This window comes from Pseudomonas moorei (genome assembly GCF_008801475.1).
Lineage (GTDB): Bacteria > Pseudomonadota > Gammaproteobacteria > Pseudomonadales > Pseudomonadaceae > Aquipseudomonas > Aquipseudomonas moorei.
Window position 1 is genome coordinate 129,404 of sequence record NZ_VZPP01000007.1, and the last position, 14,424, is coordinate 143,827.

The window sequence follows — 14,424 nt, forward strand, 5'->3', positions numbered from 1 at the left end:
TCGAGCGATGGCAGGGTCGCTCGAAGGCGCTGGTTCAACCCTCAAAACGCCCTCGCTCAACCTGTCACCAAAGTCGACACATCCTTTGCGTTCCATCATTCTCGACGCCGTTCAACACTCATACCGCCACCACCTGACTTCAACTTGAGGCGCCTGGGAATCCAGCACATATACGGCCCAACCCCATGACCAAGATGACAAAACCAGAAGATCTACCCGGTGCCTTCCAGGCGGCCTGGAACGGCCACGACATGGTTGCTCTCGGCAGCCTGTTTGATCCAGACGCGACGTTCGTCAATCGTTTCGGACACTATGTGCGGAGCATTGAGGCGATTGTGGCGCTGCACGTTCCCATTCACGAAACGATCTATCGCGACTCTACGCTCCAGAACGAACTGATCGATGTCACGCCGATCGCCGACGGGGTGGCCGTCGTACATTTCTGGAGTCGCCTGGCCGCTGGCGCCGCCCATCCGGCCGGACCACATTTGGTCGATACGTTGATTCTTGCGGTGCTGACGAAGCAGGGCGAAACCTGGCGCATCAGAGCGCTTGAGAACGTGACCCTCACCAACCCGCGGACCGGTGAGGCAATCCTGCGTGATTAGCGTAGCGGGGGGCTCCCGGTTGGGCGCCTGTGTTGGTGGGTTACACAGCGAGCTGGCTGAGGGTCTTTAGCTGATATCATTCGGCAACTGTAAACCGAGTAGAAATCATGAATCGTCAAAAGAAACTAAAGCAGTTATTCAAGGCCAAGGCCAAAAAGGCGAGCGCCAAACTGGCACCGGTAAAAAAGAACAAATACATCAGTAAAGCCGACCGCTTGAAGCTGGCTGCCGAAGCCAGTGTCGACTCAAGCACTTCCTCTGAAAGCTGATCCCTATCGCTTGAGGCCCACCGGAAATTCCGGGTTTGATCGGGCTATGCAGTTCAATGGCAAGTGCCGCGAGGACGCGGCCTGACCATTCATTCACGCCGAAACTGCTTTGCGGTTCCGGCTCGCGTTTCCGCAACTGAGCAGGCATTAGCCGTAACGGTGCCTGCAGATCGGCCAATCAACGGGTTGTGCCTTGCAGGTCTTTGACCTGCTCCTCTCTGTGCCCACCGCTTCGCCCATTTCCGATCACTTTCTCCAACCTGTGCGCCAACAGCCACCAACGGCTGCGCTGGCACCTTCCCGATAATTTTTTCCGTCTCGTGTTGACAGCTCAATTCGTTCGATTCTAATCTGCATACAGCGCTGCACACATAGTGGCGCACATCGATGTAGATTTGTACCTTCCTGCCTACAAGAACGAAATATCGGAGAGGTCAAAATGGCTCGGTTCCTTCCTCGCACCATCCGCAACATGCTCGTTTGTGCATCCGCTATCGGCGCGCTGCTCACCCAGGTCCCGGCCCAGGCGGCTGACGTTTCACTGTGGAAAGACATACAGAAAGCCGGTGTCCTGCGCTGCGGGGCCGCGGTTGCCGCGCCTTACGTGATGCGCGATGCGCGTTCCGGCGAATACAGCGGCTACTTCGTGGACCTGTGCCGTGACTTTGGCGAGAGGGTGCTGAAGGTCAAAGTCGAGTTCGTCGACACCAACTGGGACAACCTCGTGGCGGGGTTGCAAGGGGGCAAGTGGGACATGGCCATGGCGCTCAACCAGACGCCTGAGCGCGCACTGGCGGTGAGTTTTTCAGTGCCGGCCACGGACTATCAGGTCTCGCTGCTGATCAACAAGGACAACCCGAAGCTGGCCAGTGCCGGCAACACCATCGGCGACTTCGACAAACCTGATGTGACCTTTGCCGTGATGTCCGGCACCGCTCAGGACAAGGCCATTTCGGCGGTGATCAAGCAGGGCAAGATCATGCGCCTGCCGGGGATGGATGAAGTGCGCATGGCGGTGATGTCCAAGCGTGCCGACGTGCTGGTCGATGCCAGCGACACTAACCACCTCTTCGCCGTGGCCAACCCTGGCTGGACCAAGGAAGTGCTGCCCAAACCGGCACTGGCCAAACAAGGCGTGGCGTTTGGTGTGCGCCGGGATGTGAGCGCTGCCGATTTGCAGACGCTGAACATCTACCTGGCCCAGCGCCGCGAGACCGGTGAAATCGACGCCTTGGTCGACAAGGCTTCGCAACTGGCCAACGCTGACAAAACCCCTCAGTAAATCCCGCCGATGGCGAGCGCGCAGCGGGCTGCGCGTTCCCGGAGAACGTCCGATGAAAGCTTCCAATCTGGCGGCGGTGCCGTCACGGCCTCTGCACGCCTGCGAAACGAAGAGCAGCGAGTTCATCCAGCTGCGCGATGTCTACAAGTCCTACGGCGAAAACCTGGTGGTCATGGATCACCTGGACCTGGATATGCGGGCCGACGATCGCCTGGTGATCATTGGTCCAAGCGGCAGCGGCAAAAGCTCTTTGCTGCGCGTCATGATGGGGCTTGAAAGCATTCAAGGCGGGACCATCCGCTTTCAGGGCAAGCCTTACATCGACGGCAATGCCCGGGGCAAAGGCAAGCCGATGGACTGCTCGCTGCAAACCCAGGTGGGCATGGTGTTCCAGCACTACACCTTGTTTCCGCACCTGTCGGTGTTGGGCAATCTGATTCTGGCGCCGATGAAGGTGCATGGCCTGTCCCGGACCCAGGCCACCGAAAAGGCCCGGGCGTTGCTGGCGCGGCTCGGCCTGGAAAGCAAGCTCAACGTCTATCCCAGCCAGTTGTCCGGCGGCCAGAAGCAGCGCGTAGCGATCGCCCGGGCGCTGATGCTGGAACCCAAGCTGATGCTGTTCGACGAAGTCACCTCGGCGCTTGACCCCGAAATGGTCATCGAAGTGCAGAACGTCATGCTGCAACTGGCCGAACAGAAGATGGCGATGATCATCGTCACCCACGACATGCACTTCGCCCGCCATATCGCCACCCGCGTGGTGTTTTGCGCCAACGGCAAGGTGGTCGAGCAAGGCCATCCCGACCAGTTGTTCACTCAGCCCAGGGAACCGCGCACCCGCGAGTTCCTGGAAAAAGTGCTGCACCTGGATTGAGGAGCCTGATCATGAATTATCAATTCGATTTCAACTTTCTCCAGGGCAATGTCGGCCTGCTGTGGGACGGGCTCAAAGTCACCCTGCAACTGGCGCTGGTGTCGAACATCGTCGGCCTGGTGCTCGGTTTCGGCCTGTGTCTGCTGACCTTGAGTCGCTGGTTTTTCCTGCGCTGGCCGGCGCAGATGTTCATCGAGTTCTTCCGTTGCACGCCGGTTCTGTTGCAGATCGTCTGGTTTTTCTATTGCGTGCCGATGCTGTTCAACGTGTTCATCGACCCAATCACCATGGGCGTGCTCGCCCTGGGGCTGAACCTCACCGCATTCAACGCCGAAGCCTATCGGGCCGGCGTGCAGGCGGTGCCCCATGAACACCTCGATGCCAGCGTGGCCCTGGGCCTGCGCCCCTGGCAACGCACGCTCTACGTGATTCTCCCGCAGGCGCTGCGCACCGCCATTCCGGTGTTGATGACCAATGGCATCTCGATTCTTCAGCAAAGTGCACTGGTGGCGATCGTCGCGGTGGGCGACCTGATGTACGTCGGCAAAAGCATCGCCACCGAAGCCTACCGCCCGCTGGAAACCTATTCGCTGATCGCGCTCATCTACTTCGCGCTGTCGTTGCCCATCGCTCAGTTCGTGCAATGGCTGGAACGCCGTCAGGACACCGCGCTCGCGCGCTGAGGAGGTCGTCATGAATCTTGATTTCACTGTGGTGTTTTCGTATTGGCAGGCCTTGCTGCAAGGGCTCGCGTTGACCCTGGTGTTCACCGTCGGGTGCGCAATCATGGGCAGCCTGTGCGGGTTTCTGCTGAGCCTGTTGCGGGCCTCGCGCCGTCGCTGGTTGAGTGTTCCGGCCGGCCTGTATGTGGAGTTGTTCCGCGGCACGCCACTGCTGATCCAGCTGTTCTGGGTGTTTTTCTGTTTTCCGGTGGTGTTCGGGATCGACATCGCGCCCTACGTGTCGGTGTTGCTGGCACTGACCCTGTACATGACCGCGATCACCAGCGAGACCTTCCGGGGCGCACTCAAGTCGATACCCGGCGAACAGCATGACGCCTGCGTCGCACTGGGCCTGGCCTCGTGGAATAAAACGGTTTTCGTGGTGTTCCCCCAGGCTTTGCTGCGAGGCATTCCGCCGCTGCTTTCCAACGTGGTTTCACTGTTCAAGGAAAGTGCGCTGATTTCCTCGGTGGGCATCGCCGACCTGATGTTCGTCGGCCAGAACATCTCCAACAGCACGGCCCGGCCGGTCGAGTTCCTCTCGGCGGTGGCGGTCATCTATTTCCTCGTAGCGTTCCCGTTGACCCGGCTGGTCGGCGTGGTCGAGACGCGGATGCTGCGTCGTTATGCGTACTAACCCCAACCCTCGTACTCAAATCCGTGGAGTGTCTGCAATGACTCAACTCAAAGGCATCCTGCCTGCTCTGGTCACACCGTTCGACAAGGCTGGCAACGTCAATTACGACATGCTGGGCAACATCATCGAGTTTCAACTCAAGGCGGGCGTCACCGGTTTCGTGCCGCTGGGTTCCACCGGTGAGTACTACGCACTGACCAATCAGGAGCGGCGGCAGATTCTGGCCACCGTGCGCGAAGTGGTGGGGGACCGTGGGGTGTTGATCGCCGGTGCCAACGGCGCCTGCACCCGCGAGGTGATCGAGCAGGTGAAGCAGACCCGCGACGCCGGCTACACCAACCTGCTGATCGCGCCGCCTTACTACGCACTGCCGTCCCAGGACGAGCTGATCGGTCACTACCAGGCGATTCTCGACGCTGCACCGGACATCAATGTGGTGCTGTACAACTACCCGGTGCGGACCAACGTCGAAGTCGGCTTTACCGTGCTGGACGCTTTCAAGGACAACGACCGTGTGATCGCGATCAAGGAAAGCAGCGGAAACCTGCTGCGTGCGATTGAGATCGGCAACACCTACAAAGACAACTATCAACTGTCGTGCGGTTCCGACGACCAGGCGCTGGACTTCTTCCTGTGGGGCGCCAGCAGCTGGATCTGTGGCCCGGCCAACTGCCTGACGCAGCAGGTCTGTGATTTTTACAACAAATATACGAGTGGCGACCTGACCGGCGCCCAAGACATCGTCCGCTCGCTGTTCCCGGTACTGGCGGACATGGAGTCGGGCAAGTTCATCCAGAAGGTCAAGTACGGCTGTGAGCTGGCAGGTTTCGATGCCGGCGCCGCGCGCATGCCGCTGCAACCACTGACCAGCGACGAGAAGGCCAGTTTCCGCAAGGCTTTCGAAGTGGCCCAGGGTTAATGGCACTGGCCGCATCGGTCGCCACGTCCGGCCGATGCGGCACGACGGAGTGAATGAGATGACCCGACACGTTTTCAACAGTATCGAAGGCCATACCGAAGGCATGCCCGTACGCATGGTGATCGCCGGAGCGCCGGCCCTCAAAGGCAGGACCATGAGCGAGCGACGGGAACACTTCATGGCCGATTTCGACTGGATTCGCCGTAGCCTGATGCTTGAACCGCGCGGTCACTCGCACATGTCGGGCACGATTTTCTACCCGCCGCTGCGTGCCGACAGCGACTTCAGCCTGTTGTTCATCGAGACGTCCGGCTGTTTGCCCATGTGCGGTCACGCCACGCTGGGCTCGATTACCTTTGCCCTGGAGGCCGGTCTGATCGAGCCGAAAGTCCCGGGCACGGTGGTGGTGGATGTGCCGGCGGGGCAGATCCATGCGACTTATGTACGCGACGGCGACAAGGTCAGCGCGGTGCGTTTCACCAACGTTCCATCGTTCTTGCTGCACCGTGATCTGCTTCTCGACTTCCCGCCCCTGGGGTTGCTGAAGGTCGACATTGCCTATGGCGGTAACTTCTACCCGATTATCGAGGTGCAACCCAACTTTCCGGGCTGCGAGCATTTCAGCCCGCAGCAACTGCTGGAATGGGGCAGGGAGATGCAGGATCTGGTCAACCGGACAATTGACGTGGTTCATCCGGAAAACCCGGCCATCAGGGGCGTCAAGCACTGCATGTGGACCGGCGCGCCGTTGTCCGCACAATCCCAGGGCCGGGCCGTGGTGATTGCCGGGGCGAGCCTGATCGATCGTTCGCCCTGCGGCACCGGCAGTTCGGCCCGGGTCGCCCAGCGTTTTGCCCGTGGCTGGCTGGCTGAAGAGGGTGCCTATCGTCATGAAAGCCTGATCGGCAGTTTTTTCGTCGGCCGCGTGGCCCGGGCCCTGCAATTGGAAGACGGCACTGCCGCGATTCGCCCCAGCATTGAAGGAAGGGCATGGATCACCGGGCGTGCCGAGTTTATTGTCGACGACACCCAACCCTGGTGGGACGGCTTCAGTCTGGAAGATTATGCCGCTCCAGCCTCTGCTCAAGGGACTTCCCTATGACACCTGCACAGCCCGTTGCACAAGCACCCTTTCCCGCAGAGAAAGCTGTGGTGGTCGGCGGTGGCATCGTCGGCGTCTGTTGTGCCCTTTACCTGCAACGCGAAGGCTATGCCGTGACGCTGATCGACCCGGCTGCGGCGGGCGACAGCACCGCCAAATGGAGTTGCGGGCAAATGGCGGTCAGCGAAGTGATTCCGCTGTCCAAGCCCGGCATCCTGAAAAAAATCCCCGGCTGGCTGCTCGACCAGAAGGGACCGCTGGCGCTCAGGCCCGGCGCCTTGCCCGGTATCTTGCCGTGGTTCCTGCGCTTTCTGGCCTGTGCCCGGCATTCGAAGATTGTCGAGATCGCCGAAGACATGGCGACCCTGACGCATCAGGTCTACGAGGACTATGCGCCTTTGCTGGCGGCATGCCCGGACAAGACCCTGATGGGGCAACGGCCGATCATCGAAGTGTTCGATACACCGGCAGGCCTGGAACATGAGCGTGAGCATCTGGCGTTGCGCCAGGCACTGGGTTTCAAATCCGAAGTGCTGGACGCGGCGGCCATCTCCGATCTCGAGCCGTCGTTGGCCGGCAGGTTCAGCCATGGCCTGCTGTTTTCAGACTGGCGCGCGGTCAGCGATACCAAAGGCTTTATTGCCGCATTGACACAGAGCTTTCTCGATCAGGGCGGCGTCCGCGTGCGTGGCCAGGTCAAGCGCATCGATGAAGTGGCTGACCGAGCCAGTGGCGTCACCCTCGCCGATGGCCAGCGCTATGCGGCCGATCAGGTGGTGATCGCCGCTGGCACGGGCTCGCGACAGTTTTTCGAGCAGATCGGTGCGCAGGTGCCGCTGGCCGGCATCGCCGGCTATCAGGTGTTGTTGCCCACCCCCGGCGTGGAGATTCGCCATTCGGTGATTTATGCCGATGGCGGGTTCTGCTTCAGCCCGATGTCCCGTGGTTTGCAGATTGGCGGCACCATCGAATTCGCCGGCCCGAACGCCGAGCCGAATTTCAAGCGCGCCGACATCATTCTCGAGAAAGCCCGAAAAATTCTTCCCCGGTTGCAACTGGACAAGGTCGAGTACGGTGTCGGCTATCGCCCGTTTCTGCCCGACACCAAGCCGGTCATTGATCGCAGCAGCCGGCTGTCGAACGTGTTCCTGGCGTTCGGCCACGGCCAGCTCGGCCTGACGCTGGGTGCAACCACGGGACGACTCATCACTGACCTGGTTGTCGGGCGAAAGCCGGCCCAGGACCTGACCCCTTTCAGCGCCCAGCGCTTTGCCCTTGTTGGAGGCCATGCATGAAATCCTTTGACCAGCTCTATATCGACGGCCAGTGGGTTCGCCCCAAAAATGGCGGCACCTTTGACACGATTGATCCGAGCGATGAGTCGGTGATCACTCAAGTCGCGGCGGCCACCGCAGAAGACATCGACCTGGCCGTCAGCGCCGCACGCCGGGCATTTGATGACGGTCCCTGGCCACAAATGACCGGGGCCGAGCGCGCGACGATTCTGCGGGCCATCGCCAACGGCATCCGCCAGCGCCAGGACGAACTGGCCGGGCTTGAGGTGCGCGACAACGGCAAGCCGTTGCCCGAAGCCCAGTGGGACATTGCCGATACCGCGGGCTGCTTTGACTTTTATGCTGATCTGGCCGAAGGCCTGGACGGTCGTCGTGAGCAGCACATTGCGCTGGCCGATGAGCGCTTCACTTCCATTGCACGCAAGGAGCCGGTGGGCGTTGCCGGGGCGATCATTCCCTGGAACTTCCCGATGCTGATGGCCGCCTGGAAAGTTGCACCGGCACTGGCCGCTGGCTGCTGCATGGTGCTCAAGCCGTCGGAACTCACGCCGCTGACCGCCCTGGTTCTGGCGGACATCGCCCATCAGGCCGGCTTGCCTGCCGGTGTACTCAACGTGGTCACCGGCCTCGGCCCGGATGCCGGCGCCCCCCTGAGCGAGCATCCCGGTATCGACAAGCTGGCCTTTACCGGCAGCGTGCCAACCGGAACGCGGATCATGCAGGCCGCCGCCCGCGACATCAAAAACATCAGCCTGGAACTGGGGGGCAAGTCGCCGTTCATCATCTTCGACGACAGCGATATCGAAGCCGCAGTCGAATGGATCATGTTCGGCATTTTCTGGAACCAGGGGCAGGTGTGTTCGGCGACTTCAAGGGTGCTGGTCCAGCGCGAACTTTACGAACCACTGCTCAAGCGTCTGGTGGAGCAGACCCGGCGCGTGAGCATCGGCAACGGTATGGATGACGGTGTGCTGCTTGGCCCGTTGGTCAGTCGTGGCCAGTACGACAAGGTCCTGGCGGCCATCGCCCGTGGCCGGGAGGAGGGCGCGACGCTGCTCACCGGCGGTACGCGTCCGGCCCATTGCGAGAAAGGCTACTTCCTGACACCGGCGATTTTTGCCGACGTGCCGCAGGACAGCTGGATCTGGAAAGAAGAAATCTTCGGCCCGGTGGTGTGTGTACGACCTTTCGATGACGAAGCCGATGCCGTGCGCAGCGCCAACGACTCGCGCTTCGGCCTCGCGGCTGCCGTGATGTCCCGGGACAGTGCCCGTGCCGAACGCGTCGCCCGCCGGCTGCGCGCGGGCATCGTCTGGGTCAATTGCTCCCAACCGACCTTCACCGAGGCCCCTTGGGGCGGCTACAAGCAAAGCGGTATCGGGCGTGAGCTGGGTGAGTGGGGCTTGAACAATTACCTGGAAACCAAGCAGATCACCCGCTACGACAGCGAGCAGCCCTGGGGCTGGTACATCAAGTAAAGGACCCGGACATGCGCTGGAAAAAGACGCTGCAAATGGCTGATGTGCATTGTGAAGGCGAGATTGGCAAGGTCATCACCGGCGGAGTCATCGATATCCCCGGCAAGACCCTGCTCGACAAGATGAACTACATCAACGACGTCGACGACAGCCTGCGGCGCCTGGTGATGCTGGAGCCGCGCGGTTGCCTGCAGATGTCGGTGAACCTGCTGTTGCCGCCGACCCGGCCCGAAGCCCAGGCCGGGTTCATCGTGCTGCAGGCGGACAAGGCTCACCCCATGTCCGGCAGCAACTGTATTTGTGTGGTCACCGCCTTGCTGGAGTTGGGGATGCTGGAGATGGTCGAGCCCGTGACCACGGTGGTGCTGGACACCCCGGCGGGCCTGGTGACCGCCCGTGCCCGCTGCGCGGACGGGCGGTGTCAGAGCGTTTCGCTGGACATGGTGCCGTCCTTTGTCGAGCAACTGGATGTGCCGATCGAGACCGCGGATTTTGGTGTGATCAAGGCCGACATTGCCTTCGGTGGTGTCTATTACGCGCTGGTGGACGTTGACCAGATCGGCCTCACGATTGCCCCCGAGAACGCCCGTGAACTGGCTACTCAAGGCGTGCGTCTCAAAGGCCTGATCAATCGGCAGGTCAAGGTGCGCCACCCGTTGTTCAAGGCACTCGACGACGTGGCTTATGTGATGTTCCGCCATCGCGTGGACTCGCATACCTACCAGACCTGTACCACGCTGCCGCCGGGGCGGGTCGACCGCTCGCCCTGCGGCACGGGCAGTTCGGCGAACCTGGCGACCCTGAGCGCCCGCAACCTGGTCGAAGTGGGGGATACACTCACCTCGCGTTCGACCATTGGCGGCGAATTTCAGGTCGAGCTGCTGGGGCTGACGAACGTGGGCGGAAAACCGGCGGTGTTGCCCAGAGTCACCGGGCGGGCTTGGATCTATGGGCTGCACCAGATCGGCGTCGATCCGGACGACCCGTTGGCGGCCGGTTTTATGCTGAGTGATACCTGGGGTGAGGGTTTCTAACTCTCCCCTGGCAAATGTTAAAGTGGCGGGCTGGCCGGATGACTGGCCTGCATTGTCGAGAGCATGACCCTATGAGCAAAGAAACGACTGAAGCGACCAGTGGTGCCAAACGCCATGGCGGTCGCTACATCTACGAAGAATTGCGCAAGCAGATCCTGACGCTGAAGCTCAAGCCGGGCGTGCCGCTGGACGAAGTGTCCCTGGCCGCTCAGTTCGGTCTGTCCCGCTCGCCAGTGCGTGATGCGCTTGCCCGTCTGATCAGCGAAGGCCTGGTCACCATCCTGCCGAACCGCACGCTGTTGGTGACCCCCTTCGAAATCGAAGAATTCCCCAACTACATTTCCGCCCTGGACCTGATCCAGCGCGCGGTGACCCGCCTCGCGGCGCAGCACCGAACCGATGAAGACCTGGTGCGTATCCGTGCCGCCGACGCGGCCTATCTGGACGCCGTCAGTGCCGGGGATTTCCAGGCAATGTCTGAAACCAACAAGGCATTGCACATGGCGATTGCCGAGGCCGGAAAGAATCCGTACTTCATCAGTTACTACGAGAAGCTGTTGGGCGAAGGTCAGCGCCTGCTGCACCTGCACTTCGACTACATCGTCAGTACGGCCACCAGCTCAACCTCTCTCGGCCGCGACCACGATGAAATCGTCGACGCCATAGAGGCGCGTGATCCTGACGAAGCAGAGAAGGCCGCGCACGAACATACGATGCTGTTCCGACGACGCTTCCTGGCGTACCTGCAACAGAACCTGACCGAGAAGATGTCGGTGGGGTGAGATCAACGGGAAGGGCTATTTGATCTGCACAATGACCGGCCCTTCCGTCACGATCGGCGGGTTCGCCCGGATATTCGAGGCGTTTTTCTGAATCCAGTCACGCGCGACTTTCAGGCTTGCATCGGTGCTGGCCTTGTCCGTGCAAACGGTCACCGCGGTACCGCCATCACCGGTATTGAGCAGTGTGTAACTGACGAGGCCAGGCACTGTCCGAAGGGTCGCTTCGACGTCGGCGCTGCGCTCTTCCAAAAGCTCGAAAAGCTGCTTTGCTCCAGTGCCCAAGTAGGTTCTTATCACCGCGTACATAGTGGTCTCCCGGGGCTACTGCGTTGACGCCAATCCAGATCCGCTCGTAGCCGCTGTCACTCAAGATTGAGTTCGTCCTGATGTATACAGCTTAGCCAAACGCCGGCGACGAGCTAAATGCGACGACCATCGGCCAGTTTTGAGCTATTGCAGACGGTCGGATTGCACGCAGATTGTTCGGTGCCGTCGCCCTAGCGACGATAGTAGCGGTGATCCTCCTCGTAACGGTGCCGCATGGCCCGGTCCTCGTGGCGCTCCCAATCACGACGGCGTTCAGCTTCCCGACGGGCTTGCTCTCTGCGCCAATTCTCTCTGCGCCATTCGTCTCGGCGCCAATCGTCTCTATGATCGTACCAGCGGCCGTCATGCCAGTATCGGTCGTCATGGGCAAGCAATGGCCCCGGCTGCTTGCCGGCCATACTGGCCAAGGTCGGCCAAGGGGTGTCGGCGGCCTGGACAGGTGCCTGAACGTCGGCAACTTCAGGTGCGAAAACAGGGGTTGAGGACTTCATTTGTGTGGCGGATGCCGAGCTCACTGCCGCGAACGCGAACAGGCCGAAGAGCACCCTCCGTGGGACATGGAATTTCATGAGCGAAGACAACCTCTGATTGGCAATGGGACGCGTGGCCATCTGACCGCGGGAAGCCTGCGAGGGGGCGTGCTTACCGAGCGAATGTGCCTATCCACATAGACCGATAAACAGGGAAAAGTTCTAGAGACCCGTTGCTAAATAGCCAACAGTTTAAACTGTAGGGGGGTTAAAAAAGGGGACTGGTTGCGACGGCTGTTGCAGCAGGAACTTCAGGGTATTGGCCTGGTCAATAGCGGCCCTGTATCGGAAATGCCCGGCAGCGCTTTGGTCTTTTTACGGCAGTGCCGTCCGAGTTCAGTCGAGTCCGCCCCCTGATGCCAACCAAGAGTTTTCTGCCGGGCCTCATTCTGGTGTTCTGCGCCGTCGCGTCGTTTTGTTCTGTGGCTGCCGAGCGAAGAGTGCCCGCGCAGAGCAACAGCGCCTCAACCACCCTGATCGAAACAGCCTCGCGGCAGTATGGAAATGGCCAGCTGGACCAGGCCGCCGCGACGCTGGAGCGTGCCCTGCATATCCAGCCGAACAATCCCGCGACGCTGCATTACCTCGGTGTGTTACGCCTTCAGCAGGGGCAGTACCAGCAGGCTGAAACCCTGGCGGCGCGCTCGAACATGCGGGTTGGTCGCAACATTGAGTTGCGCAACCGCAACTTCCAATTGATCCAGGCGGCGCAGCGGGCCCAGTCTTCAAGTCCCCCACCCAATGCCAAAGAGAACCAGGTCGCCATACAGAAGGGGCTTGAAGGGGAGGTCCAAAGGCGCCGCGAAGCCGAAATGGCGATGATTGAGCAATCCACTCCTGACACGGGGCGCGATGCTGCCAACGTCGCTGGTGCAGAGGCGGTTCGGTTTTCGGATGCACCGACGGCTGGAACATTGCAAATGGCTAATGTCGAGCCAGAGCGTGCTGACGCCGACGTTGAGATTCCCCGCGGCCATATGCCGCCCCCGGGCAAATGCCGAATTTGGTTTCCCGATCGTCCGCCGGGACATCAGCCCCGACCCGGTAAATGCAAGAAGCTGCGGTATCGGGTTCCCTCAGGGGCTTACCTGGTGCACGGTTGAATTTCTGAGTGCCCTGTTTGGCGTCGAGATGCTGGGGCAGAGTCGGGACCATGGGGTACAGGCACTGGCACTCGGTGGTGCCGGGTTGATGCTCGCGGTGTTGGCCTGGCGACATATGCGGCGCAGGGAGCAACCGTTACTGGCGCTGGACGTTTTGGCCATCCGTACCTTCAGCGCCTGCCTGTGTGGCGGGTCGATTTTTCGGATCGCCATCAGCACCTTGCCGTTTCTGCTGCCGCTGATGTTTCAACTGGCTTTCGGTCTTTCCGCGCTGGATTCGGGGGTGCTGGTATTGGCTGTCTTCGCCGGCAACCTGGCCATGAAACCGTTCACCACGCGGGTGATGGAACGATGGGGATTTCGCCCCGTACTGCTGATCAACGGCTTACTCGGCGTACTGGCGATAGCGGCCTGTGCGTTGCTGGATGAGCGCATGAGTTGGGCGCTGGTGCTGTTCATTCTGTTCGTCGATGGCCTGTCACGATCCATGCAGTTCACCGCGTTCAACACCTTGGGTTTTGCCGATGTGCCCAACGCGCAGATGAGCGATGCATCGTCCTTGTTCAGCATGTTTTTCCAACTGAGCATGGCGATGGGTGTGGCAACGGGGGCGTTGCTGCTACGGCTGTCCATGAGCATTCATGGCCATGCCGAACAGGCGCAGACGGTGGACTTTCAGCTGACGTTTCTGTGCGTGGCCGTGATTGCGGCGATTGCTTTGCTGGACAACCTGCGATTGCCACCGAAGGCCGGCGAGTCCGTGTTGCAGCGAGCCTGGCAGGGCAGGGCCTCTCCAGGCGCAGATGGCCTCCCGGCAAAGGGGAGGCCGTCTCGATAGTGCCTGCGACGTCAGAAGTCGAAGAACACGGTTTCCGCTTCACCTTGAACGTGAATGTCGAACCGGTAGGCCAATTTCCCGTCAACCGTGCAGCGCCGGGCAATCAGGGATTCGCGCCGATGGGGTTGTTCGATCAGATTCAACACGGGGTCCACGGCATTCGCCTGGGGTTCGTCGTCGAAATACAGTCGGGTCTGCAAGTGGATGTTGATGCCCCGGGCAAACAGCGACACGTTGACATGCGCGGCCATGGCAACGCCCGCGGCGTTTTTCACCACGCCCGGCTTCACGGTGTTGATCGTCCATTCACCGACATCAGTCGTGGCGGTGCGGCCAAAACAGTTGAACGGTTTTTCCAGGTCGTAGCCGCTGTCGTAGACGCCATCGTGATTGGCTTGCCAGAACTCCAGAAACGCGTCGCGAATCAAGTGGCCGTTGCCGTCATACACGTGGCCCAGCAACACAATGTGCTCACCAGGCGCGCCAGGCTTGGCCATCTGGTTCCAGATTTCCTGTTCGCGCGGCGGATTGCCGGCAGCTTCCAGTGCCAGGCCGATATGCACATAGGGGCCGGCCGTTTGCGACGGGGTTTCAGGCAGAAGTTGAACGGGCATGCGCAGGCCT

15 protein-coding genes and 1 pseudogene are annotated in these 14,424 nt (G+C 60.8%); 14 read left to right on the forward strand and 2 right to left on the reverse strand.

Going from position 1 to position 14,424, the window contains the following annotated elements; translation table 11 throughout:
* The first annotated feature begins 185 nt into the window (after nucleotides 1–185).
* From F7R06_RS15085 to F7R06_RS15140, 12 genes are all read left to right on the forward strand, one after another.
* On the forward strand, nucleotides 186–608 hold the full coding sequence (locus F7R06_RS15085) for an SgcJ/EcaC family oxidoreductase (protein ID WP_090319939.1): 423 nt from the start codon (nucleotides 186–188) through the stop codon (nucleotides 606–608).
* 107 nt (nucleotides 609–715) lie between these two features.
* Entirely contained in the window at nucleotides 716–877 is a 162-nt protein-coding gene (locus F7R06_RS15090) for a DUF2986 domain-containing protein (RefSeq protein ID WP_090319941.1), read from the forward strand.
* Nucleotides 878–1,316: 439 nt separating this feature from the next.
* Nucleotides 1,317–2,159 (forward strand): transporter substrate-binding domain-containing protein, encoded by an 843-nt coding sequence (locus F7R06_RS15095; RefSeq protein ID WP_090319943.1) that lies wholly within the window; start codon nucleotides 1,317–1,319, stop codon nucleotides 2,157–2,159.
* A gap of 52 nt (nucleotides 2,160–2,211) precedes the next feature.
* On the forward strand, nucleotides 2,212–3,033 hold the full coding sequence (locus F7R06_RS15100; RefSeq protein ID WP_047530349.1) for an amino acid ABC transporter ATP-binding protein: 822 nt from the start codon (nucleotides 2,212–2,214) through the stop codon (nucleotides 3,031–3,033).
* A gap of 11 nt (nucleotides 3,034–3,044) precedes the next feature.
* Nucleotides 3,045–3,716 (forward strand): amino acid ABC transporter permease, encoded by a 672-nt coding sequence (locus tag F7R06_RS15105; RefSeq protein WP_090319946.1) that lies wholly within the window; start codon nucleotides 3,045–3,047, stop codon nucleotides 3,714–3,716.
* 10 nt (nucleotides 3,717–3,726) lie between these two features.
* The gene (locus tag F7R06_RS15110) at nucleotides 3,727–4,392 is read left to right on the forward strand and encodes an amino acid ABC transporter permease (protein WP_090319948.1); all 666 of its coding nucleotides are present in this window, start codon (nucleotides 3,727–3,729) and stop codon (nucleotides 4,390–4,392) included.
* 37 nt (nucleotides 4,393–4,429) lie between these two features.
* Nucleotides 4,430–5,311 (forward strand): dihydrodipicolinate synthase family protein, encoded by an 882-nt coding sequence (locus F7R06_RS15115; protein ID WP_090319951.1) that lies wholly within the window; start codon nucleotides 4,430–4,432, stop codon nucleotides 5,309–5,311.
* 58 nt (nucleotides 5,312–5,369) lie between these two features.
* On the forward strand, nucleotides 5,370–6,413 hold the full coding sequence (locus tag F7R06_RS15120; RefSeq protein ID WP_090319954.1) for a 4-hydroxyproline epimerase: 1,044 nt from the start codon (nucleotides 5,370–5,372) through the stop codon (nucleotides 6,411–6,413).
* Nucleotides 6,410–7,708, forward strand: coding sequence for an NAD(P)/FAD-dependent oxidoreductase (locus F7R06_RS15125; RefSeq protein ID WP_090319957.1), 1,299 nt, complete (start codon nucleotides 6,410–6,412; stop codon nucleotides 7,706–7,708). The genes F7R06_RS15120 and F7R06_RS15125 overlap by 4 nt, the downstream gene beginning before the upstream one ends.
* Nucleotides 7,705–9,186 carry an aldehyde dehydrogenase family protein gene (locus F7R06_RS15130; RefSeq protein ID WP_090319960.1) on the forward strand — a complete coding sequence of 494 codons (1,482 nt, stop codon included), beginning with the start codon at nucleotides 7,705–7,707 and terminating at the stop codon, nucleotides 9,184–9,186. Before F7R06_RS15125 ends, F7R06_RS15130 begins: the two co-directional genes overlap by 4 nt.
* Nucleotides 9,187–9,197: 11 nt before the next feature.
* Nucleotides 9,198–10,220, forward strand: a complete 1,023-nt coding sequence (locus F7R06_RS15135) for a proline racemase family protein (protein WP_090319963.1) — start codon at nucleotides 9,198–9,200, stop codon at nucleotides 10,218–10,220.
* A 71-nt stretch (nucleotides 10,221–10,291) separates the two neighbouring features.
* Nucleotides 10,292–11,002, forward strand: coding sequence for a GntR family transcriptional regulator (locus F7R06_RS15140; RefSeq protein ID WP_090319966.1), 711 nt, complete (start codon nucleotides 10,292–10,294; stop codon nucleotides 11,000–11,002).
* 15 nt (nucleotides 11,003–11,017) lie between these two features.
* On the opposite strand, the gene F7R06_RS15145 is transcribed toward F7R06_RS15140, so the two are convergent.
* Nucleotides 11,018–11,308 (reverse strand): hypothetical protein, encoded by a 291-nt coding sequence (locus F7R06_RS15145; RefSeq protein ID WP_047530334.1) that lies wholly within the window; start codon nucleotides 11,306–11,308, stop codon nucleotides 11,018–11,020.
* 907 nt (nucleotides 11,309–12,215) lie between these two features.
* On the opposite strand from F7R06_RS15145, the gene F7R06_RS15155 reads away from it, so the two are divergent.
* The gene (locus tag F7R06_RS15155) at nucleotides 12,216–12,962 is read left to right on the forward strand and encodes a tetratricopeptide repeat protein (protein ID WP_090319969.1); all 747 of its coding nucleotides are present in this window, start codon (nucleotides 12,216–12,218) and stop codon (nucleotides 12,960–12,962) included.
* Nucleotides 12,963–12,975: 13 nt separating this feature from the next.
* Nucleotides 12,976–13,800 (forward strand): annotated as a pseudogene (locus F7R06_RS15160) (MFS transporter); the annotation flags it as partial.
* Nucleotides 13,801–13,811: 11 nt separating this feature from the next.
* Here F7R06_RS15160 and pcaG read toward each other — a convergent pair.
* Complete coding sequence (gene pcaG / locus F7R06_RS15165) at nucleotides 13,812–14,414, reverse strand: protocatechuate 3,4-dioxygenase subunit alpha (RefSeq protein ID WP_090319973.1); 603 nt, start codon at nucleotides 14,412–14,414, stop codon at nucleotides 13,812–13,814.
* Between the last annotated feature and the right edge of the window lie 10 nt (nucleotides 14,415–14,424).